This window comes from Virgisporangium ochraceum (assembly GCF_016863655.1).
Classification (GTDB): domain Bacteria; phylum Actinomycetota; class Actinomycetes; order Mycobacteriales; family Micromonosporaceae; genus Virgisporangium; species Virgisporangium ochraceum.
This window is the reverse complement of record NZ_BOPH01000003.1, coordinates 33,850-50,749: the sequence shown is the minus strand read 5'-3', so window position 1 is coordinate 50,749 and position 16,900 is coordinate 33,850. Positions and strand designations below refer to the sequence as shown.

The 16,900-nt window shown below is 72.0% G+C and carries 16 protein-coding genes; 11 read left to right on the top strand and 5 right to left on the bottom strand.

The features are described from left to right. Window positions 1–79: 79 nt before the first annotated feature. Window positions 80–868: a ferritin-like fold-containing protein gene (locus tag Voc01_RS53945; RefSeq protein ID WP_203925428.1), complete on the top strand. Its 789-nt coding sequence runs from the start codon at window positions 80–82 to the stop codon at window positions 866–868. Between the two features lie 53 nt (window positions 869–921). Here Voc01_RS53945 and Voc01_RS01710 read toward each other — a convergent pair whose 3' ends face one another. Further along, a complete protein-coding gene (locus Voc01_RS01710) occupies window positions 922–1,149 on the bottom strand; it encodes a DUF3107 domain-containing protein (RefSeq protein WP_203925427.1) in 228 nt (75 codons plus the stop codon). Between the two features lie 90 nt (window positions 1,150–1,239). Then, on the bottom strand, window positions 1,240–1,878 hold the full coding sequence (locus tag Voc01_RS01705) for a TetR/AcrR family transcriptional regulator (protein ID WP_203925426.1): 639 nt from the start codon (window positions 1,876–1,878) through the stop codon (window positions 1,240–1,242). Window positions 1,879–1,980: 102 nt separating this feature from the next. On the opposite strand from Voc01_RS01705, the gene Voc01_RS53940 reads away from it, so the two are divergent. Genes Voc01_RS53940 through Voc01_RS01680 form a run of 5 tightly spaced genes read left to right on the top strand, consistent with a single transcriptional unit; the run spans window position 1,981 to window position 9,646 of the window. Next, window positions 1,981–5,745 carry a hypothetical protein gene (locus Voc01_RS53940; protein ID WP_203925425.1) on the top strand — a complete coding sequence of 1,255 codons (3,765 nt, stop codon included), beginning with the start codon at window positions 1,981–1,983 and terminating at the stop codon, window positions 5,743–5,745. A gap of 33 nt (window positions 5,746–5,778) precedes the next feature. Continuing rightward, complete coding sequence (locus tag Voc01_RS01695) at window positions 5,779–6,756, top strand: alpha/beta fold hydrolase (protein WP_203925424.1); 978 nt, start codon at window positions 5,779–5,781, stop codon at window positions 6,754–6,756. Window positions 6,757–6,777: 21 nt separating this feature from the next. Beyond that, window positions 6,778–7,566, top strand: a complete 789-nt coding sequence (locus Voc01_RS01690; RefSeq protein WP_203925423.1) for a DUF3152 domain-containing protein — start codon at window positions 6,778–6,780, stop codon at window positions 7,564–7,566. A gap of 43 nt (window positions 7,567–7,609) precedes the next feature. Continuing rightward, a complete protein-coding gene (gene moeZ / locus Voc01_RS01685) occupies window positions 7,610–8,788 on the top strand; it encodes an adenylyltransferase/sulfurtransferase MoeZ (protein WP_203925422.1) in 1,179 nt (392 codons plus the stop codon). 51 nt (window positions 8,789–8,839) lie between these two features. Next, window positions 8,840–9,646: a prenyltransferase/squalene oxidase repeat-containing protein gene (locus tag Voc01_RS01680; RefSeq protein ID WP_203925421.1), complete on the top strand. Its 807-nt coding sequence runs from the start codon at window positions 8,840–8,842 to the stop codon at window positions 9,644–9,646. Here the strand turns inward: Voc01_RS01680 and proB are convergent. Continuing rightward, on the bottom strand, window positions 9,643–10,731 hold the full coding sequence (gene proB, locus Voc01_RS01675) for a glutamate 5-kinase (RefSeq protein ID WP_203925420.1): 1,089 nt from the start codon (window positions 10,729–10,731) through the stop codon (window positions 9,643–9,645). The two genes, Voc01_RS01680 and proB, sit on opposite strands and share 4 nt — an antisense overlap. Window positions 10,732–10,878: 147 nt before the next feature. Here proB and Voc01_RS01670 point away from each other — a divergent pair, with 147 nt between their 5' ends. The 4 genes from Voc01_RS01670 to Voc01_RS01655 are packed head-to-tail and all read left to right on the top strand — an operon-like array spanning window position 10,879 to window position 14,520. Then, on the top strand, window positions 10,879–11,187 hold the full coding sequence (locus Voc01_RS01670) for an MGMT family protein (RefSeq protein ID WP_203925419.1): 309 nt from the start codon (window positions 10,879–10,881) through the stop codon (window positions 11,185–11,187). A 34-nt stretch (window positions 11,188–11,221) separates the two neighbouring features. Then, window positions 11,222–12,547, top strand: coding sequence for an MFS transporter (locus tag Voc01_RS01665; RefSeq protein WP_239159861.1), 1,326 nt, complete (start codon window positions 11,222–11,224; stop codon window positions 12,545–12,547). Further along, entirely contained in the window at window positions 12,541–13,989 is a 1,449-nt protein-coding gene (locus Voc01_RS01660) for a pyridoxal phosphate-dependent decarboxylase family protein (protein WP_203925453.1), read from the top strand. Before Voc01_RS01665 ends, Voc01_RS01660 begins: the two co-directional genes overlap by 7 nt. Window positions 13,990–14,004: 15 nt before the next feature. Beyond that, window positions 14,005–14,520, top strand: coding sequence for an NADH-quinone oxidoreductase subunit B (locus tag Voc01_RS01655; RefSeq protein WP_203925417.1), 516 nt, complete (start codon window positions 14,005–14,007; stop codon window positions 14,518–14,520). Here the strand turns inward: Voc01_RS01655 and Voc01_RS01650 are convergent, their stop codons facing one another. Next, window positions 14,521–15,000: a Uma2 family endonuclease gene (locus Voc01_RS01650; RefSeq protein ID WP_203925416.1), complete on the bottom strand. Its 480-nt coding sequence runs from the start codon at window positions 14,998–15,000 to the stop codon at window positions 14,521–14,523. It abuts the gene before it with no gap. Beyond that, a complete protein-coding gene (locus Voc01_RS01645; RefSeq protein ID WP_203925415.1) occupies window positions 14,993–15,406 on the bottom strand; it encodes a Uma2 family endonuclease in 414 nt (137 codons plus the stop codon). Before Voc01_RS01645 ends, Voc01_RS01650 begins: the two co-directional genes overlap by 8 nt. A 172-nt stretch (window positions 15,407–15,578) precedes the next feature. On the opposite strand from Voc01_RS01645, the gene Voc01_RS01640 reads away from it, so the two are divergent. Further along, window positions 15,579–16,880, top strand: a complete 1,302-nt coding sequence (locus tag Voc01_RS01640) for a DUF2252 domain-containing protein (protein ID WP_203925414.1) — start codon at window positions 15,579–15,581, stop codon at window positions 16,878–16,880. Window positions 16,881–16,900: the final 20 nt, after the last annotated feature.

The window sequence follows — 16,900 nt, the reverse complement described above, 5'->3', positions numbered from 1 at the left end:
CCGGCACCTGCCGGACCGGAGACCGCTCCGACAGGTCGCGCCGCGGGCCGACGCGTGGGCCGGGCGGTAACCTGCGCACGTGGCCGAGACCCAACCCCCGCCGCCGGAGGCCCGCGACACCGCCGAGGCCCCCGCGACCCCGGAGGCACCAGCGACCCCAGGGGCATCCGAGGCATCCGCGGCGCCCGACGCATCCGCGACCTCCGAGGCATCCGCGCCCGCCGAGGACCCGTCGGGCGGGGCGGCGGTGATCGAGCTGCTCGGGCTCCTCGCCTACGCGGAGCTGGTCGCCTTCGACCGGATGGCCGCCGACGCCCGCCTCGCGCCCGACCTCACCCGCCGGGCGATCCTCAGCGAGATGGCCGGTCGGGAGATCGACAACTACTGCCGGCTCGCCGACCGGCTGCGGGAGCTGGGCACCGACCCGGAGGCGGCGATGTCTCCCTTCGTGGGTCCGCTGCAGGAGTACCACGCGAAGACCGAGCCCAACGACTGGCTCGAGGCGCTCACCAAGGCCTACATCGGTGAAGGGCTCGCCGACGACTTCTACCGCGAGATCGCCGGCTTCCTCCGCTCGCCCGACCGGGAGCTGGTGCTCGACGTGCTGCACGAGTCGCGCTTCGAAGAGTTCTCGGCCGAGGAGATCCGGGCGGCCATCGCCGCCGACCCGAAGGTGGCCAACCGGCTGTCGATGTGGGCGCGGCGACTGTCGGGGGAGGCGCTGTCGCAGGCGCAGCAGGTCGCGGTGGCCCATGCCGACCTGGTGGCCCTGGTGATGGTGGGCGTCGGCGACCAGGCGGCCAGCCTGTTCAAGCGGCTCACCTCGGCACACTCGGCCCGCATGACCTCGGTGGGGCTCAACAACTGACCAGAACGGGCGGCTCCCGAGGGAACCGCCCGTGTATGGACACCCGGACAGGGTCAGCTCACGGTGAAGCCGACCTTCCGGGTCACCGCCTCCGCGATCTCGACGTACGCGACCTTGCTGACGGGCACGATGATGCGACGGCCCTTCTCGTCGACCAGGTTGAGGACCCCGTCGTCGTCGGAGAGCGCCTCGGTCACGGCCTTCTCGACCTCTGCCGGCGTCTGACCGCTTTCCAGCACCAGCTCGCGGGCTGCGTACTGGACGCCGATCTTGACCTCCAAGGTCTCCTCCTATGTGCTGCGTTAACTCGCGTGATGACTGCCGGTAGCAGGTTAGCGCGGTATCAACCGGTTACCGCGCACAAGGACAGGTCAGGGCTGTTCGCCGTACATCGGGAAACTTGCGATACCGCGCCAGGCCAGCGCCGCGACCAGCTTCTCGGCCTCCGCCTTGTCGACCTGACGGCCGCCGGAGAGCCAGAACCGCGCGGCGGTCTCGGCCGCCCCCACCAGGCCGGCGGCCAGCAGTTCGGCCCGCGCCCGGCTCACACCGGTGTCCGCCATGATCGTGTCGGTGATGACCGCGATGCAGCCGCTCTCGACCCGGTCGACCCGCTCGCGCACGGCATCGTCGTTGCGCAGGTCCGACTCGAAGACGAGCCGGAACGCCTCGCTCTCGTGGTCGATGAAGTCGAAGTAGGCCGCCATCGCGTTCCGGACCCGCTGCTTGTTCTCCGTGGTGGCGGCCATCGCCTCGTGCATGCGGGCCAGCATCGCGTCGCAGTGGGTGTCGAGGAGCGCCAGGTAGAGCTCGAGCTTCCCCGGGAAATGCTGGTACAGGACCGGCTTCGACACGCCCGCCCGCTCGGCGATCTCGTCCATCGCGGCAGCGTGGTACCCCTGCGCCACGAACACCTGCTGAGCTGCGGCGAGCAGCTGCTTCCGGCGCGCGGAACGGGGCAACCGCACCGGTCTGCCGGGCGCCTGCGAGCCGCTGGTCGCGGAACTCATGTCACCCTCCCGATCCGCCAAGCGCACCGTTTGGCCGCTGTAGCAACTTACCCACTCTCCATGCACACGGTAGCCTCACGGCAGGCGACCAAGGAGCGCACGGTGGATGATCGAGAGCGGGCACCCGACGGGCACAACCACGTCGGTAACGGTGCGCTCGCCCGGGCAGCCGCCCGAAACGGGTCGAACGGTGCCGATCCGGTGCTCGAGGAAATGGTGTCGACCTGGCGCCGCCGGGTCTCCGGAAATCCCCCGGACGAGGAGACCGGCGCCGATGAACCCCCGGTCGCCCGCGGTCGCGCGGAGGTGCCCGGCCCGCCGTTCGCGAACGACCCGGCCGACGTGAACCGGGTGCCGTTCATCCCGCACCAACAGATCCCCCACCAACAGGTCCCGCAGCCCCAGGTCCCCCAGCCACAGGTCCCCCAGCCACAGGCACCGCAGCCCCAGGCATCGCAGCCACAGGTCCCGCAACCTCCGCCGAACCCGCAGCCGCCAGCGTACGAACCGCCGGCGTTCCAGCCGCCGACGTTCCAGCCGCAGACGTTCGAGCCGCCGACCTTCGAGCCAACGACGTTCGAGCCAACGGCGTTCCAGCCGCCCGGCCCCCAGCCGCCGCAGATGCCGCCGCAGCCGCAGTTGCCGCCGCCGCAGCCGCGCCACCAGGACGAGTCGGCCCACCACTTCCCGAGCGTCTCGGACCACCAGGCCGCGCCCGACGGGGACGCCGAGCCGCCACGCCGGTCCGACCGGCACAGCTACGACGAGCGGATCCGCTACCAGCGCCCGTTCCGGTTCCGCCAGCGCTCCGACGAGGGTCCCCAGCACGGCCGGGCCGAGGCCCAGTTCGGACCGGCGGAGTTCGGACCGCCGGAGTACCGGCCACCCGAGCCGGGCCGCCCCTGGCAGCCCGAGCACCGCAACACCGGCCCGGAGTTCGGGCACCACGCTGCCGCGCCGGGGATCGCACCCCGGTCGCCGGCGCCGTTCGGCATGCCCGAGGTTCCCGTGTCGCCGGCCTCACCCGTGTCGCCCGCTCCGCCGGTGTCGTCGGCCCCACCGGTGACCTCGGTGCCGCCGGCCCCGCCCGTGACCTCGGCCCCGCCGGTGACTTCAGCGCCGCCGGTGTCGTCGGCCCCGCCGATGACCTCGGCCCCGCCGGCAAGGCCGGCCGAGGGTGGCGTCACCCCGCCGGCAATGCCGGCCGACGGTGGTGTCACCCCGCCGTACGGTGTCGTGTCGCCGGCGGCACGGAGCAATCCGTTCGAGCCGCCCCCCGCGGTCGACCCGTACGCGGCCGCCCCGTCGGGTGAGACGACCTTCGGCGGACCCGCCTACCCGCCCGAGCCGACCACCGCTTTCGGCGGCGTGGCGGAGGCGCCCGCCGGGCACCGGGCGACCTCACCGGAACCCACGACCGCGTTCGGTGGCCACGCCCGGCCCGCGTCGGCGGAACCCGCCGCGTCGTACGAGAGTTCGGGCCGTCCGATCCACCGCAACGACGGCAGTCACGGCGCCACGGTCGATCCGCCCCGGTTCGCCGGGCGCCGATCGGTGCGGCCCACCAGTTCGCCACCGGCCCGCTTCGAGTCGCCGCACCAGGCCGCCCCGCAGCAGATCGCCCCCCACCACCAGGCGGAACCGCACCAGGCCGCGCCGCACCAGGGAACCGCACCGCACCAGGCCGCACCACACCCGGCCGCACCACATCCGGCCGCGCCGCAGCACATCGATCCGCACCAGGCGGCGCACCAGGCGGCGCACCAGGCGGCGCACCAGGCGGCGCGGCAGCCGGCCGTGCCCGCGCCGCTCATCCCGCCGTACCAGGGAACAGCGCCGCCGACCGCCGCGACGGCACCGCCGGTCGTGCCACCGCCGCTGATCCCGCCGGTGTCGCCGGCGGCCGACCGGTTGTGGGCGGGCGGACCGTGGTCCGACGGCTCCTGGGCGTCCGGAGCATCGCCGTCCGTGGGATGGCAGACGGCCCCGGTCAGCGGTGCCGGCCCCACGAGCCCGGCGTATCCGTACACGCCGGAGCCGGAGCCGACCGTCACGGGTCCGCTTCCGCCGCCGCCCCCGCCGATCCCCAGCTCGGGTGCCTTCGACGGCCCGCCGGCACCGCCCGACCTGCCGCAGCGGATCCCCATGGCGCCCGACGTGCCGACGGTGCCCGGCGGCGACGGCCCCGAAGGCGCCGTCGACGACGCGCCCGCCGACCTGTCCCGGATCGCCGACTTCTTCCGGAACGAGGAGCCGGCCGAGGAGCGCCGCGACGGCTTCGACTTCCCCGCCGTGATCGACGCCGTACAGGGTGTCGTCGGTGTCCGCGAAGCGGAGATCGTCAACATCGACGGCCGTCACACGCTCCGGCTCGACCTCTCCGACGACGCCGACCCCGGTGAGGTAAGCCGCGCCGTCGCCCGCCTGCTCAAGGAGCAGATGGGTGTCTCGGCCGAACCCGCCCGGCCTTCCTCCGGTGCCGAGGTGCCCGTCGACGCGGTCGGCCGAGCTCCAGAGGAGCCAGATGCCATGCCGGTACCGAGGCCGGTCGAACAGAACAGCGCGGCCGACACGCGCCGGGCACCGAACGCGTCGCCCGCCAGCGCCGCCGCCCGCAACGAACGCGGCGACCGCCACGAACGCGGTGAGCGCGGCGAGCGGGCCACCGTGGGCGAGGCCGTCGAGCCGGCTCCGGTCGTCGCCGCACACGAACCCGAGGTGACCGGGGACAGCACGCCGATCGCCCCACCGCACCCGGACGAGCCGGCAGCGACGTCGGAACCCGAGCCGAGCGAGCCGACCGGGATGTCGGAGCCGCCCGAGCTGACCGAGCCGACCGGGATGTCGGAGCCGCCGGAACTGGCACCGTCGAGCGACCCGGTTCCGCCGCGCCTCGCCGACCTGCCCCGCGTGGGCGAGCCACCGACCTCCGCCGACAGCGTGCGGTTCGGGTCCGTGCCCAGCCGTCCCGGGCTGCCCAGCCCACGTGCCGGCAGCCGTCCCGGCGACGGCCGTCCGCTGCGGGCCCGGCTGGCCGCCATCGAGCCCGACCTCAGCTTCGAGGCCTGGCTGGAGGCGATCCGCCCCGGCGCCACCCGACCGCCCCGCGACGCCGACGAGACCCGCGACGCCGAAGAGGCCCGCAACGTCGAAGAGGCCCGCGACGTCGAAGAGGCCCGCGACGCAGGCGAGATCCAGAACGAAGAAGCGATCCACAGCGAGGAGCACCCGGAAGCGGTAGCGGAAGAGGCCGACGGACGGGAACCCGCCGACGAGCACCACTCGCTCGTCGGCATGCCCATGGCACCCGTGTTCACCGACCCCACCGAACAGCAGCCCGAAGCCGCGGAAGAAGAAGCGGAAAAGCACGACCGCCGCGCCCTCGAACCGGCCAGCATCCACCGCGAGCCGCTGCCCGAGCTGGGCGTGCCCAACGCGCCCGCGTACCAGTTCGCCGGCTCCGGCGGCCGGGTGCGGCTCGAGCAGGTCGAGGTGAACAGCCACGGCCTCGACGCCGAGGTGCAGGTGCGGCTGTCGGCGGGCGGCACCGGTGCCGTCGGCCACGCGGTCGGTCCGGCCGTCGACGGGTACATGCTGCGGCTCAGCGCCACCGCCACGGCGGGTGCCCTCGACGCGCTGCTCACCGATCCCGACAGCGGGACCCGCATCGGCCGCTGCTACATCGAGCACGCCACCGTGGTGCCGCTCGGTACGTGCGAGATCGCCCTGGTGGTCATGCTGATCGTCTCGGGCGGGTTCGCCGAGCAGCTGAGCGGTTCGGCGATCGTGGCGGGCGACGTGCGCCAGGCCGTGGTGCGGGCGACGCTCGCCGCCGCGAACCGTCGCCTCGACGCGCTGCTGCCGTAGATCGCTCCCGGTTGGATCATGCACAGTTGATGCGTGAAGCGCGCGCTGCTGGCACCTGAATCGGATGTGAACGTCCCGGAAACCCTGCCGCCGCCGTGGCCGGGGAGACCCGTGACGATCGACGGCACCCGGACGTTCGTCCGGTACACCCCGGCCCGCGCGCAGGCCGCCGAACCCGCCCTCTACGTGCACGGCCTGGGCGGCTCGGCCAACAACTGGATCGACCTCGCCTACCTGATGGCCGACCGGTGGGACGGCCACGCGATCGACCTGCCCGGCTTCGGCCAGAGCGACCCCGGCCACCGGTACACGATCGCCGCGCTGGCCAACCGGGTGATCCGGTACCTCGAGCACTCCGACCGCGGCCCCGTTCACCTGGTGGGCAACTCCCTCGGCGGGTCGGTGTCGGTGCGGGTCGCCGGGTTGCGTCCCGATCTCGTCCGCACGCTCACGTTGGTGTCGCCGGCGATGCCGTTCCTCGACCCCAGACGGTCCGCGCAGGGGCGTTTCGCACCTTTTGTCCTGCTTCCGTTCGCGAACCGGCTGGCCGCCTGGCGGATGGGCGCGATGCCCATCGACGACATGTTCACGATGGTGATCGCCGCCTGCTTCGCCGAGCCCGAGGCGCTGCCGGAGCAGCGGCGGATCGACGCGCGCAAGGAGATCGAGCTGCGGTACTCGGTGCCGCACTACCCGGCCGCGTACGTGGGGTGCCTGCGCGGCCTCGTCACCAGCTTCCTGCGTGCCTACCTGCCCGGCGCGAACTCGCTCTGGCGCATCGCCGCGAAGGTGACTGCGCCGACGCTGGTGATCGGCGGGGCCCACGACCAGCTCGTCGACACGAGGGTGCCGGCCCAGGTGGCGAAGGCCATCCCGGACAGCCGGCTGCTGATGCTCGACAACGCCGGTCACGTGGCACAGATCGAGCGTCCGCAGATCGTCGCCAGGGCCATCCTGGGCATGCTGGGCGAGAACAGCGAAGAGCGAGCAATCAGCACCAAAAGCAACTAAACCAGCGCATGCTGGACCATCATGGGGTCGATACTGCTTCGATTCGTGGCCGCCGCGGCGGTGCTGCTGGCAGCGGGAGCCGCCGTCGGGTCCCGGCTCGGGTCGACGTTCGCGGGCAACGGAACCTCGGTCCCCGCACACCCGTACGTCGTCGCGCCCGCCAGCACCACGCCGAGCGCACCCCGGTCCACCCCTGAAAGCCCGCCACCGGCGACGCGACCCGCCAGCCGCGCCACGGCCGTGCCCACGACGGGCACCGGCGCCTTCACGGCGGCCGCCGCCGCGGGCGAGGTGCGTGGCACCGCCGGCCGCCTGCACAGATACCGGGTGACCGTCGAGGACGGCACCGGGCAGGACCCGGTGGAGGTGGCCGCGATCATCGACGCGGTGCTCGGCGACCCGCGCGGCTGGACCGCCGGCGGCCGGATCCGCCTGCAACTGGTACCCGGCGACGCGCCGGCCGACTTCACGGTGCTGCTGGCCACGGCCAGGACGAGCGAGGCGATCTGCGCCACCGGCGGCCTGCGCACCGAGGGCTACTCGTCGTGCCGGCTGCCCGGACGCGTGGTGCTGAACCTGTCCCGCTGGCTGACCGCCGTGCCGAACTACGGAGCGACCCTCGACGAGTACCGGCAGTACCTGGTGAACCACGAGGTCGGGCACCAGCTCGGCCAGGGCCACGAGGCCTGCCCCGGGCGCGGGCAGCCGGCGCCGGTGATGCAGCAGCAGACCTACGGCCTCGACGGCTGCGTCGCGAACGCCTGGCCGTACATCGGTGGGAGAAGATATTCCGGACGCGCGGTGAAGTGAAGGTCACGGCCTTTTTCGAAGCTCGCGAGGCACAATTGGCGACATGTCGTTGCCGCCGCTGGTCGAGCCAGCCGCCGAACTCACGATCGACGAGGTCCGCCGCTACTCGCGTCACCTGATCATCCCCGACGTGGGGATGGCCGGGCAGAAACGGCTGAAGAACGCCAAGGTGCTGTGTGTGGGCGCCGGCGGTCTCGGGTCGCCGGCGCTGATGTACCTCGCCGCGGCCGGCGTGGGCACGCTCGGCATCGTCGAGTTCGACACGGTCGACGAGTCGAACCTGCAGCGGCAGATCATCCACGGCCAGAGCGACATCGGGCGGCCGAAGGCCGACTCCGCGGCCGACTCGGTGCGCGAGATCAACCCGCTCGTCGACGTGATCATCCACAACGAGGCGCTCACCAACGACAACGTGCTGGAGATCTTCGCCCAGTACGACCTGATCGTCGACGGCACCGACAACTTCGCGACCCGGTACATGGTCAACGACGCGGCCGTCTTCCTGAAGAAGCCGTACGTGTGGGGCTCGATCTACCGCTTCGACGGGCAGGCCAGCGTGTTCTGGGCCGAGCACGGCCCCTGCTACCGCTGCCTCTACCCGGAGCCCCCGCCGCCCGGCATGGTGCCGTCGTGCGCCGAGGGCGGCGTGCTCGGCGTGCTGTGCGCGTCGATCGGGGCGATCCAGGTCACCGAGGCGATCAAGCTGCTCACCGGCATCGGCGAGCCGCTGCTCGGCAGGCTCACCGTGTACGACGCCCTGGAGATGTCGTACCGGAAGATCAAGGTCCGGAAGGACCCGAGCTGCGCGGTCTGCGGCGAGAACCCGACGGTCACCGAGCTGATCGACTACGAGAGCTTCTGCGGCGCGGTCTCCGACGAGGCGGCCAGCGCGGCGCAGGGCTCCACGATCACCCCGCGCGAGCTGAAGGAGTGGCTCGACGCCGGCAAATCGATCGAGCTCGTCGACGTGCGTGAGCCCAACGAGTACGAGATCGTCGCGATCCCCGGCTCGACGCTGATCCCGAAGGGCGACATCCTCAACGGGTCCGCCCTCGCCGACCTGCCCCAGGACCGCCAGCTGGTGCTGTACTGCAAGTCCGGCGTCCGGTCGGCGGAGGCGCTCGCGGCCGTGAAGAACGCCGGGTTCAAGGACGCGGTGCACGTCCAGGGTGGCGTGGTGGCGTGGGTCAAGCAGATCGACCCGTCGCTGCCGATCTACTGATGTTAGGTAAGTGACACGTGGGGCGCGGCCGGCTGGGCTAGCGTTGCCGCCATGGCTGACCTTGATGCCGCCATCGGGTACGTCGTGGCGCACGGTGACTCGGTCGACCGTGCCCGCTTGAGCTTCCTGCGGTCCGGCACCACACCCAACGTCGACGTTCTGGAGAAGGCCGAGTTCGGCGACCTGCCCAACGGGGGCTGGCCGGCGCTGTCGAGCTCGGCCGTTCCGTCGGTCGACGCCACCTGCTTCCGTCTCAGCGAGCTCGCCGACCTCGGCGCGCTGCAGCGCCCGGTGGCGCGCGCGGCCGTCGCCTGGCTCGCCCGCTGCCAGTACCCCGAGGGCTACTGGCAGGAGGACGAGTCGCTGGCGGCCGTCGCGCCGCCGTGGGCGATGCCCGGCGACCCGGAGGCGACCGTCTACCAGACCGTCAACGCGGCGTACTGGCTGGCCGTGGCCGCGCCCCAGCCGCAGGGCTACGACCAGCAGCAGGAGTACTACCAGCAGGTGGCGCTGGCCGGTGAGGCGTTCAAGTCGACGCTCAACCAGAACGGCGCGTGGCCGTCGTACCTGGCGGCCGGGTGGCTGGGCTGCGCGCTGCTGTTCCACCTCGGGTCGTACTACGAGTCGGCGCAGATCCAGGTGATCCTCGCCGAGCGCGTCGACGACATGTCGCCGGCCGACACCGCGTCGCTTGGCGCGTCGTTGCGGCGGGTCGGCATGAACCCCGACGACTGGCTGCTCCAGGCGGCGCGCCGCCGGCTCACCAACACCCAGCGCCACGACGGCGCCTGGGCGAGCGACGACGGCCCGGCCTTCGACGTCCACACCACGCTCACGGCGATCAGGGCGTTCAGCTAGAGCAGCACGAGGTCGTCGCGGTGGACGACCTCGCGCCCGTACCCCGGGCCGAGCTCCATCGTGGTGCGGCCCAGCAGCCCCGGCAGCTCGGCCGCGTCGTAGTTGACCAGGCCGCGCGCCACCGGCTGGCCGGCCGGGTCGACCAAGTCGACCGGGTCACCCGCGGCGAACCGGCCGTCGACCGACACGATGCCCGCCGGTAGCAGCGACGCGCGCCGGTCGACCACCGCGCGCACCGCGCCCGCGTCGAGCGTCAGCCGCCCGCGGGGGGCCGTGGCGTGCGCCAGCCAGAACAGCCGTGCGGCCGGCCGGGCCCGGGCCTGGTGGAACAGCGTGCCGACCTCCGCGCCGGCGAGGGCCGCGGCGGCCTGCGGCGCCGAGGTCAGCACCACGGAGACGCCCGAGTAGGCGGCGATCCGGGCCGCCTCGATCTTCGTGACCATTCCGCCCGTGCCGACGCCCGAGCGCGCCCTGCCGATGCTGATCCCGGCCAGGTCCTCGTCGAAGTCGCGGACCTCGGCGAGGCGCTCGGCCCCCGGCCTGCTGGGGTCGCCGGTGTACAGGCCGTCGACGTCGGAGAGCAGCACCAGCAGGTCGGCCCGCACCAGCGCGGCGACCAGGGCGGCCAGCCGGTCGTTGTCGCCGAACCGGATCTCCTCGGTGGCGACGGTGTCGTTCTCGTTCACCACCGGCAGCGCGCCGAGGTCGAGCAGCTTCTGCAGGGTGCGGTAGGCGTTGCGGTAGTGGGCGCGGCGCGTCACATCGTCGACGGTCAGCAGGACCTGGCCCACGACGCGGCCGTACCGGCCGAACGACTCGGTGTACGCGCGCATCAGAAGCCCCTGGCCGACGCTGGCCGCGGCCTGCTGCGTGGCCAGGTCACGCGGCCGGCGGGGCAGGCCGAGCGGAGCCAGCCCGGCGGCGATCGCGCCCGACGACACCAGCACCACCTCGGCGTCGGTGGCCGTGATCGCGTCGACCAACGAGTCGACGCGGGCCGGGTCGAGGCCGCCGGCCGCGGTCGTCAACGAGGACGACCCGACCTTGACCACGATCCGGCGCGCTGTGGTGACCTGTGCCCGCACGAGGGCCATTGTCGTCTGCGGCCCGCCGACCGCCCACCGTGGTTCCCACTGTTTGACGGCGATGTGACGGGTGCCGCAGCCGGACGGGACGACCCAGGGTCGCCCGACGGCTGTCCGCGGGATCTCCGGGTCGTACGCTCGCCGATTGTGGCTTCCAACGATGACTACGCGGAGTCCGTGCTCTCCGTCGTCGAGCGCATTCCGCCGGGCCGGGTGATGACGTATGGAGCGATCGCCGAGTACCTCGGTGCGGGCGGACCCCGGCAGGTCGGGTCGGTGATGTCGCACTACGGCGGGCCGGTGCCGTGGCACCGGGTCGTGAACGCGTCGGGACGCGTCGTGCCCGGGCACGAGCAGGAGGCGCTGCGCCGTCTCCGCGAAGAGGGGACCCCGCTGCGCGGCGATCGGGTCAACCTGCGCGAAGCGCTCTGGTGGCCGGACGAGTCGGACCGTTAGCATCCGCTCCACCATGAGCCAGCAGAGCGATCGCATGAGCGGGACCACGGGCACCCTGCCGACCCGGGTGCCGGCCGGCTACGCCTTGGGCTCGCTGGCCACCGGGGCGTTCGGGACGGTGCCGGGCCTGCTGCTCCTGCCGTACCTCACCGACACCCTCGGCATCGCCGCCGCCCTCGCCGGGGTGCTCGTGCTCGCGCCGAAGGCCTGGGACGTGCTGCTGAACCCGGTCGTGGGCCGCATCTCCGACCGGGCCGGCACCCGGCGGCCGTTCCTGCTCGCCGGCGGGCTCGCGTTGGCGGTGCTGTTCGCGGCGATCTTCGCCGGGCCGTTCCGGTCGGGCGTCCCGGCGGCCCTGTACGTGGCGTTCGCCTTCCTCACGACCGCGACCGCGTTCGCGTTCTTCCAGGTGCCGTACGTCGCGATGCCGGCCGAGCTCACCGACAGCTACACCGAGCGGACCCGGCTGATGACGTGGCGGGTCGCGGTGCTCGCCGTCGCGATCCTGGTGTCCGGCGCGCTGGCGCCGGTGATCGTCAACGCCAGCGGCGACGGGATCGCGGGCCACCGCTGGATGGGGCTGTTCGTCGCGGCGGTCATCGCGGTCGGCGTGCTCGGCGTGTACGTCGGCACCGCCCGGGCGCCGTTGAGCGTCGAGGGCGGCAGTGAGCCGTCGCTGCGCGCGCAGTTGCGGGTCGCCGCGTCCAACGACGCCTTTCGCGGGCTGCTGGTCTGTTTCGTGGTCCAGGCCGCCGGGATCGCGACGATGCTCGCCGGGGTGCAGTACTTCGCGACGCACGTGCTGAAGGACGAGGAGACCGGTCCGACCGTGCTGTTCGCCTGCTTCGTCGGACCGGCGCTGCTGGTGATGCCGCTGTGGAAGCGGGTGGGGCAGCGCTCCGGCAAGCTGCGCGGCTACCGGATCTCGTCGTCGATGTTCGCGGCGGGCGCCGCCGTGCTCCTGGCCGCACCGGTGGTGCCGGCCGTCGTCGTCTACCTGGTGACCGCGGTGATCGGCGTCGGTTACGCCGGCCAGCAGGTGTTCGGGCTGGCGATGCTGCCCGACTGCATCGCCTACGACGCCGCCCGCACCGGCCGGCGGCAGGCCGGCGTGTTCACCGGCGTGTGGACCGCGGGGGAGACGCTCGGCCTCGCCCTCGGCCCCGGGGTGTACGCGGTGGTGCTGGCGGTGTTCGGGTATGTGTCGAGCACGTCGGGAACCGTCGCGCAGTCGTCGTCTGCGAGGCTGGGCGTGCTGCTCGGGTTCACCGTGCTGCCGGCAGTGCTCGTGGCCGGGGCGCTGGTGTTCCTGCGCGGGTACGACCTCACTCCGGAAAAGTTGTCGGAGGTTCAATCGTGAGTCTGCCGGAGAGCGGACGGTCCACCGCGGAGATCCTCGCCGAGGTGGCCGCCCTACGGTCCCGGGACCTGCCCACCCACGGCGGGAAGCTGTTCGCGTACGTGTACGACGCCGCTGTCCCCGGTCTCGATGATCTCGCACTGCGGGCGCACGGCCTGGCGGCCTCGACGAACGGCCTCGACCCGACGGCCTTCCCCTCGCTCCTGCGGATGGAGAACGACATCGTCGCCGCCGCGGCGTCGCTGCTCGGGGGCGACGACACCGCGGGCAGCCTCACGTCCGGCGGCACGGAGTCGGTGCTCCTGGCGGTGAAGGCGGCCCGCGACGCGCGGCCCGACGTCACGGCGCCGCGGATCGTGCTGCCGTCGTCGGCGCACCCGGCGTTCGCGAAGGCCGGCGCGTACCTGAAGGTGGCGCTGGACGTGGTCCCGGTCGACCCGGCGACGCTGCGGGTCTCGCCGTCGGCGATCGAGGAGGCGATCGGACCCGACACCGTGCTCGTGGTGGCGTCGGCGCCGGCGTACCCGCACGGGGTGGTCGACCCGGTCACCGAGATCGCCGCGGCCGCCGCGGCGAAGAACGTGCGGTGCCACGTCGACGCCTGCTTCGGCGGCTGGATCCTGCCGTTCTGGCGCGACCTGGGCGTCGCCGGCGAACCGTTCGACTTCTCGGTGCCGGGGGTCACCTCGGTGTCGGTCGACCTCCACAAGTACGCCTACTGCCCGAAGGGCGTGTCGGTGCTGCTGCACCGCACGGCGGCGCTGCGGGAGCCGCAGTACTTCGGGTACGCCGGCTGGCCCGGGTACGGGGTGGTGAACGCCACCGTCGCGTCCACCCGGGCCGGCGGTCCGATCGCGGCGGCGTGGGCGGTGCTGCAGCACCTGGGCCGCGACGGCTACCGTTCGCTGGCCGGGTCGGCGCTGGCCGCGACGCGCGGCCTGGCCGACGCGGTGAGGGCGGTCCCGCCGTTGGCGCTTCTCGTCGACGAGCCGGAGTCGCCGGTGGTCGCGTTCCGGTCGGACGACCCCGCGGTGGACGTGTTCGTGCTGGCCGACGAGCTCGCCGCGCAGGGCTGGCACATCCAGCCGCAGATGTCGTTCGCCGGGATCGGCCGCACGGCCCACCTGACCGTCACGGCCGCGGTCGAGCCGCACGTGACCGAGTTCGCCGGTGCGCTGGAAGCCGCTGTGCGCGGGTCCCGTGAGAGGGGCCCGGCGCTGGCACCGTTCGACGGCCTGGACACGCTCGACCCCGCGACCCTGACCCCCGACGTGGTGGCGGAACTGGCCGCCGCGGTCGGCCTGGACCTGACCGCGGGCAGCCCCACGAACGGCACAGCCATGATCAACGCCGTGCTGGACGCCGCGCCGGTGCCGGTGCGGGAGAAGCTCCTCGTGGCGGTGCTCGACCTGTTGCAGCGCCCCGGCCCGGCTGAGGCGTAGGGATAGGCTCTGCTCATGAGCGTGCTGGGTGAGCCGATCCGCTTCGTGCTCAACTGGGGCCGGCGGTACTCGCTGTGGGTGTTCAACTTCGGGCTGGCCTGCTGCGCGATCGAGTTCATCGCCACCTCGATGGGCCGCCACGACTTCATGCGCATGGGCGTGATCCCGTTCGCCCACGGCCCGCGGCAGGCCGACCTGATGGTCGTGTCGGGCACGGTCACCGACAAGATGGCCCCGGCGATCAAGCGTCTCTACGACCAGATGCCCGAGCCGAAGTACGTCATCTCGTTCGGCGCCTGCTCCAACTCGGGCGGCCCGTACTGGGACTCGTACTCGGTGACCAAGGGCGTCGACCAGCTGATCCCGGTGGACGTGTACGTGCCCGGCTGTCCGCCCCGTCCGGAGGCGCTGCTCCACGGCATCCTGCGGCTGCAGGAGAAGATCGCCGGCGAGCAGGCGGGCCTGGGCGGCGGCGTGCACCGCCCCGACCCGCTGTCTCTCCAGGCGCCGCTGGTCAAGCCTCAGCGTTGATCAAGCCCTAGCCAGCCGTCCGGGGCAGATCTCGACCAGCATCGGCACATCGAACCCGACCCGCTCGTCTCCCCGTGCGGTGACCACTTCCCGGTATCCGTCGCCGACCAGCCGGTAGGCGACGAACTCGGGGATGCGCGGGTCGAGGTGCCAGTAGTGCTCGACACCGGCCCTGGCGTAGGCCGTCGGCTTCACCCAGCGGTCCCAGAGCCGGCTCGCGTCGTCGATGACCTCGACGATGAGCACCGGCGGCTCGGTCATCGGCGACTCGTCCGGTACCGCTCCCCGCCGGACCACCAGGAGGTCGGGTACGAAGGTGCGGGTCTCCTGTGGACTGAACTCCAGCCAGGTGAAGACCTCCAGGCTGCGTGGGCAGGGCCGGTCCAGCACCCGGAACAGGTTCCTGGCGGCCCGCTGGTGGAACGGGAAAGGGGTGGGCTGAACGAGAACCGCCCCGTCGATTACCTCCCGCCTAGACACGGACGAGCTCCGCCGGGCAGATCTCGACGGGGAACGGCTCGTCGAGCCGGACCCGCTGCCCGCCCGACGCCGTGGCGATCTCGACGTACGCGAGGCCGTGGCGCCGCCGTGCCACGACGTGGCGCTTTCGTGGATCGAAGGTCCAGTACAGGTCGACGCCGTTGGTCGCGTACGCCTGGGCCTTGACCTCCAGGTCGAGCTTGCGGCTGCCCTTCGACAGGAAGATCGCCCGGAGCGCCAGCTGGTGCAGGTTGATCGGTGCCGGGCTCACGACCATCTTCCCGTCGAAGAGTTCGTACCGGCGTCCGTCGTCGGGTGTGCTTTCGAGGTCGTCGACCGTCCACTCGCCGGGTAGCCAGATCGGGGCGTCGTGGATGTCTGCGTCGTCGGCCGTCACACGAGTCATGGTGCCTCCCCAGGGGTCGGAATTCATTTCCGTCAAGCCTTTCTGAGTCAGAGATGTCTGGGAACGTCCTTCGGCCAGTTTTCTGGACGATCAAGATCTGGGGATAACCCTGTGGACAACCGGGAAAGCGCTGCTCGACTACCGTGATTTCCGACAAGAGGAGGCAAGAGCCGTGACCGAAAAATCTCGCGCAGATCAGATCGTCGATGTTCTTTCGAGTGAATTCGGCGAGTTGATGGCCCGCGACCCTGGCGCCTTCCGCCGAAAATTCCGTAAGATGGCCGGCTCTTCGTTTGCCTTCTATCGGGGCAGCGCGTGCCTCTTCTACGCCGACGTCACCCACGAGAAGGACCCGTTCCTCGACGAGCGCACCAGCCGCGTCTGGATCCACGGCGACCTGCACGCCGAGAACTTCGGCACCTACATGAACTCCGAGGGCATCCTCGTGTTCAACGTGAACGACTTCGACGAGGCGTACGTCGGCCCGTTCACCTGGGACCTCAAGCGGTTCGTCGCCAGCGTCGCGCTCATCGGGTTCGCCAAGGCGCTCAGCGACGACACGATCAGCGACCTCGTCAAGGCGTTCACCGACGCCTACCTCAAGGAGATCCGGGCGATCGCGAAGGGTGGCGACGACGCGATCGGCTCGCTCACGCTCGACAACACCGAGGGCGTGATCCACCGGGTGCTCCAGGAGGCCCGGCTCAGCGCCCGCATCGACATGCTCGCCGAGCAGACCAAGGTCGAGGACTACGAGCGCCACTTCACGATGCGCGAGGGCGTGTACGAGGTCGACAAGAAGACCCGGAAGAAGGTGGAGGCGGCCTTCGCCGACTACCTCACGACGCTTCCGCCGGCCCGGCTGAACCGGCCGACCGAGTTCATCGTGAAGGACGTCGTGCTCCGCAAGGGCGTCGGCATCGGCTCGGCCGGGCTGCCGTCGTACAACCTGCTGCTCGAGGGCCACACGCAGGCCCTGGAGAACGACATCATCGTCTACATGAAGCAGGCCCAGGTGCCGGCGGTCTCCCGGTGGATCCAGGACGAGAATGTCCGGGCCTACTTCAAGCACCAGGGCCACCGGACGTGCGAGTCGCAGCAGGCGTTGCAGGCGCACGCCGACCCGTGGGTCGGCTACACCGAGCTCGACGGTGTGGGTCAGATCGTCGCCGAGGTCTCGCCGTACGCGGCCGACCTCGACTGGGCCGACGTCAACGAGCCGGAGGCGCTCGCGCAGGTGGTGAGCGACCTGGGTCGGGCCGTCGCGCGCATGCACTCGGTCGCCGACGACGAGTCGTCGCACGGCCTGGTCGACTACTCCACCGAGGAGGCGATCGTCGCGGCCGTCGACAGGGACGAGCCGGGCTTCCGCCGCATGCTCGTCGACTTCGCGCACGCCTACGGTGCCCAGGCCCGCGAGGATCACCAGACCTTCGTCGACCTGTTCCGCAACGGAAAGCTGCCCGGCCTGTAACCGCCGCCGGTCAGTACGAT

Bases quoted from the DNA above. Each gene is read 5' to 3' on its own strand.
- Voc01_RS01645 (WP_203925415.1), bottom strand. From the start codon at position 15,406: ATGACTCGTGTGACGGCCGACGACGCAGACATCCACGACGCCCCGATC.
- Voc01_RS01655 (WP_203925417.1), top strand. From the start codon at position 14,005: ATGAGCGTGCTGGGTGAGCCGATCCGCTTCGTGCTCAACTGGGGCCGG.
- moeZ (WP_203925422.1), top strand. From the start codon at position 7,610: ATGTCGTTGCCGCCGCTGGTCGAGCCAGCCGCCGAACTCACGATCGAC.
- Voc01_RS01680 (WP_203925421.1), top strand. From the start codon at position 8,840: ATGGCTGACCTTGATGCCGCCATCGGGTACGTCGTGGCGCACGGTGAC.
- Voc01_RS01690 (WP_203925423.1), top strand. From the start codon at position 6,778: ATGGGGTCGATACTGCTTCGATTCGTGGCCGCCGCGGCGGTGCTGCTG.
- Voc01_RS01705 (WP_203925426.1), bottom strand. From the start codon at position 1,878: ATGAGTTCCGCGACCAGCGGCTCGCAGGCGCCCGGCAGACCGGTGCGG.
- Voc01_RS01665 (WP_239159861.1), top strand. From the start codon at position 11,222: ATGAGCGGGACCACGGGCACCCTGCCGACCCGGGTGCCGGCCGGCTAC.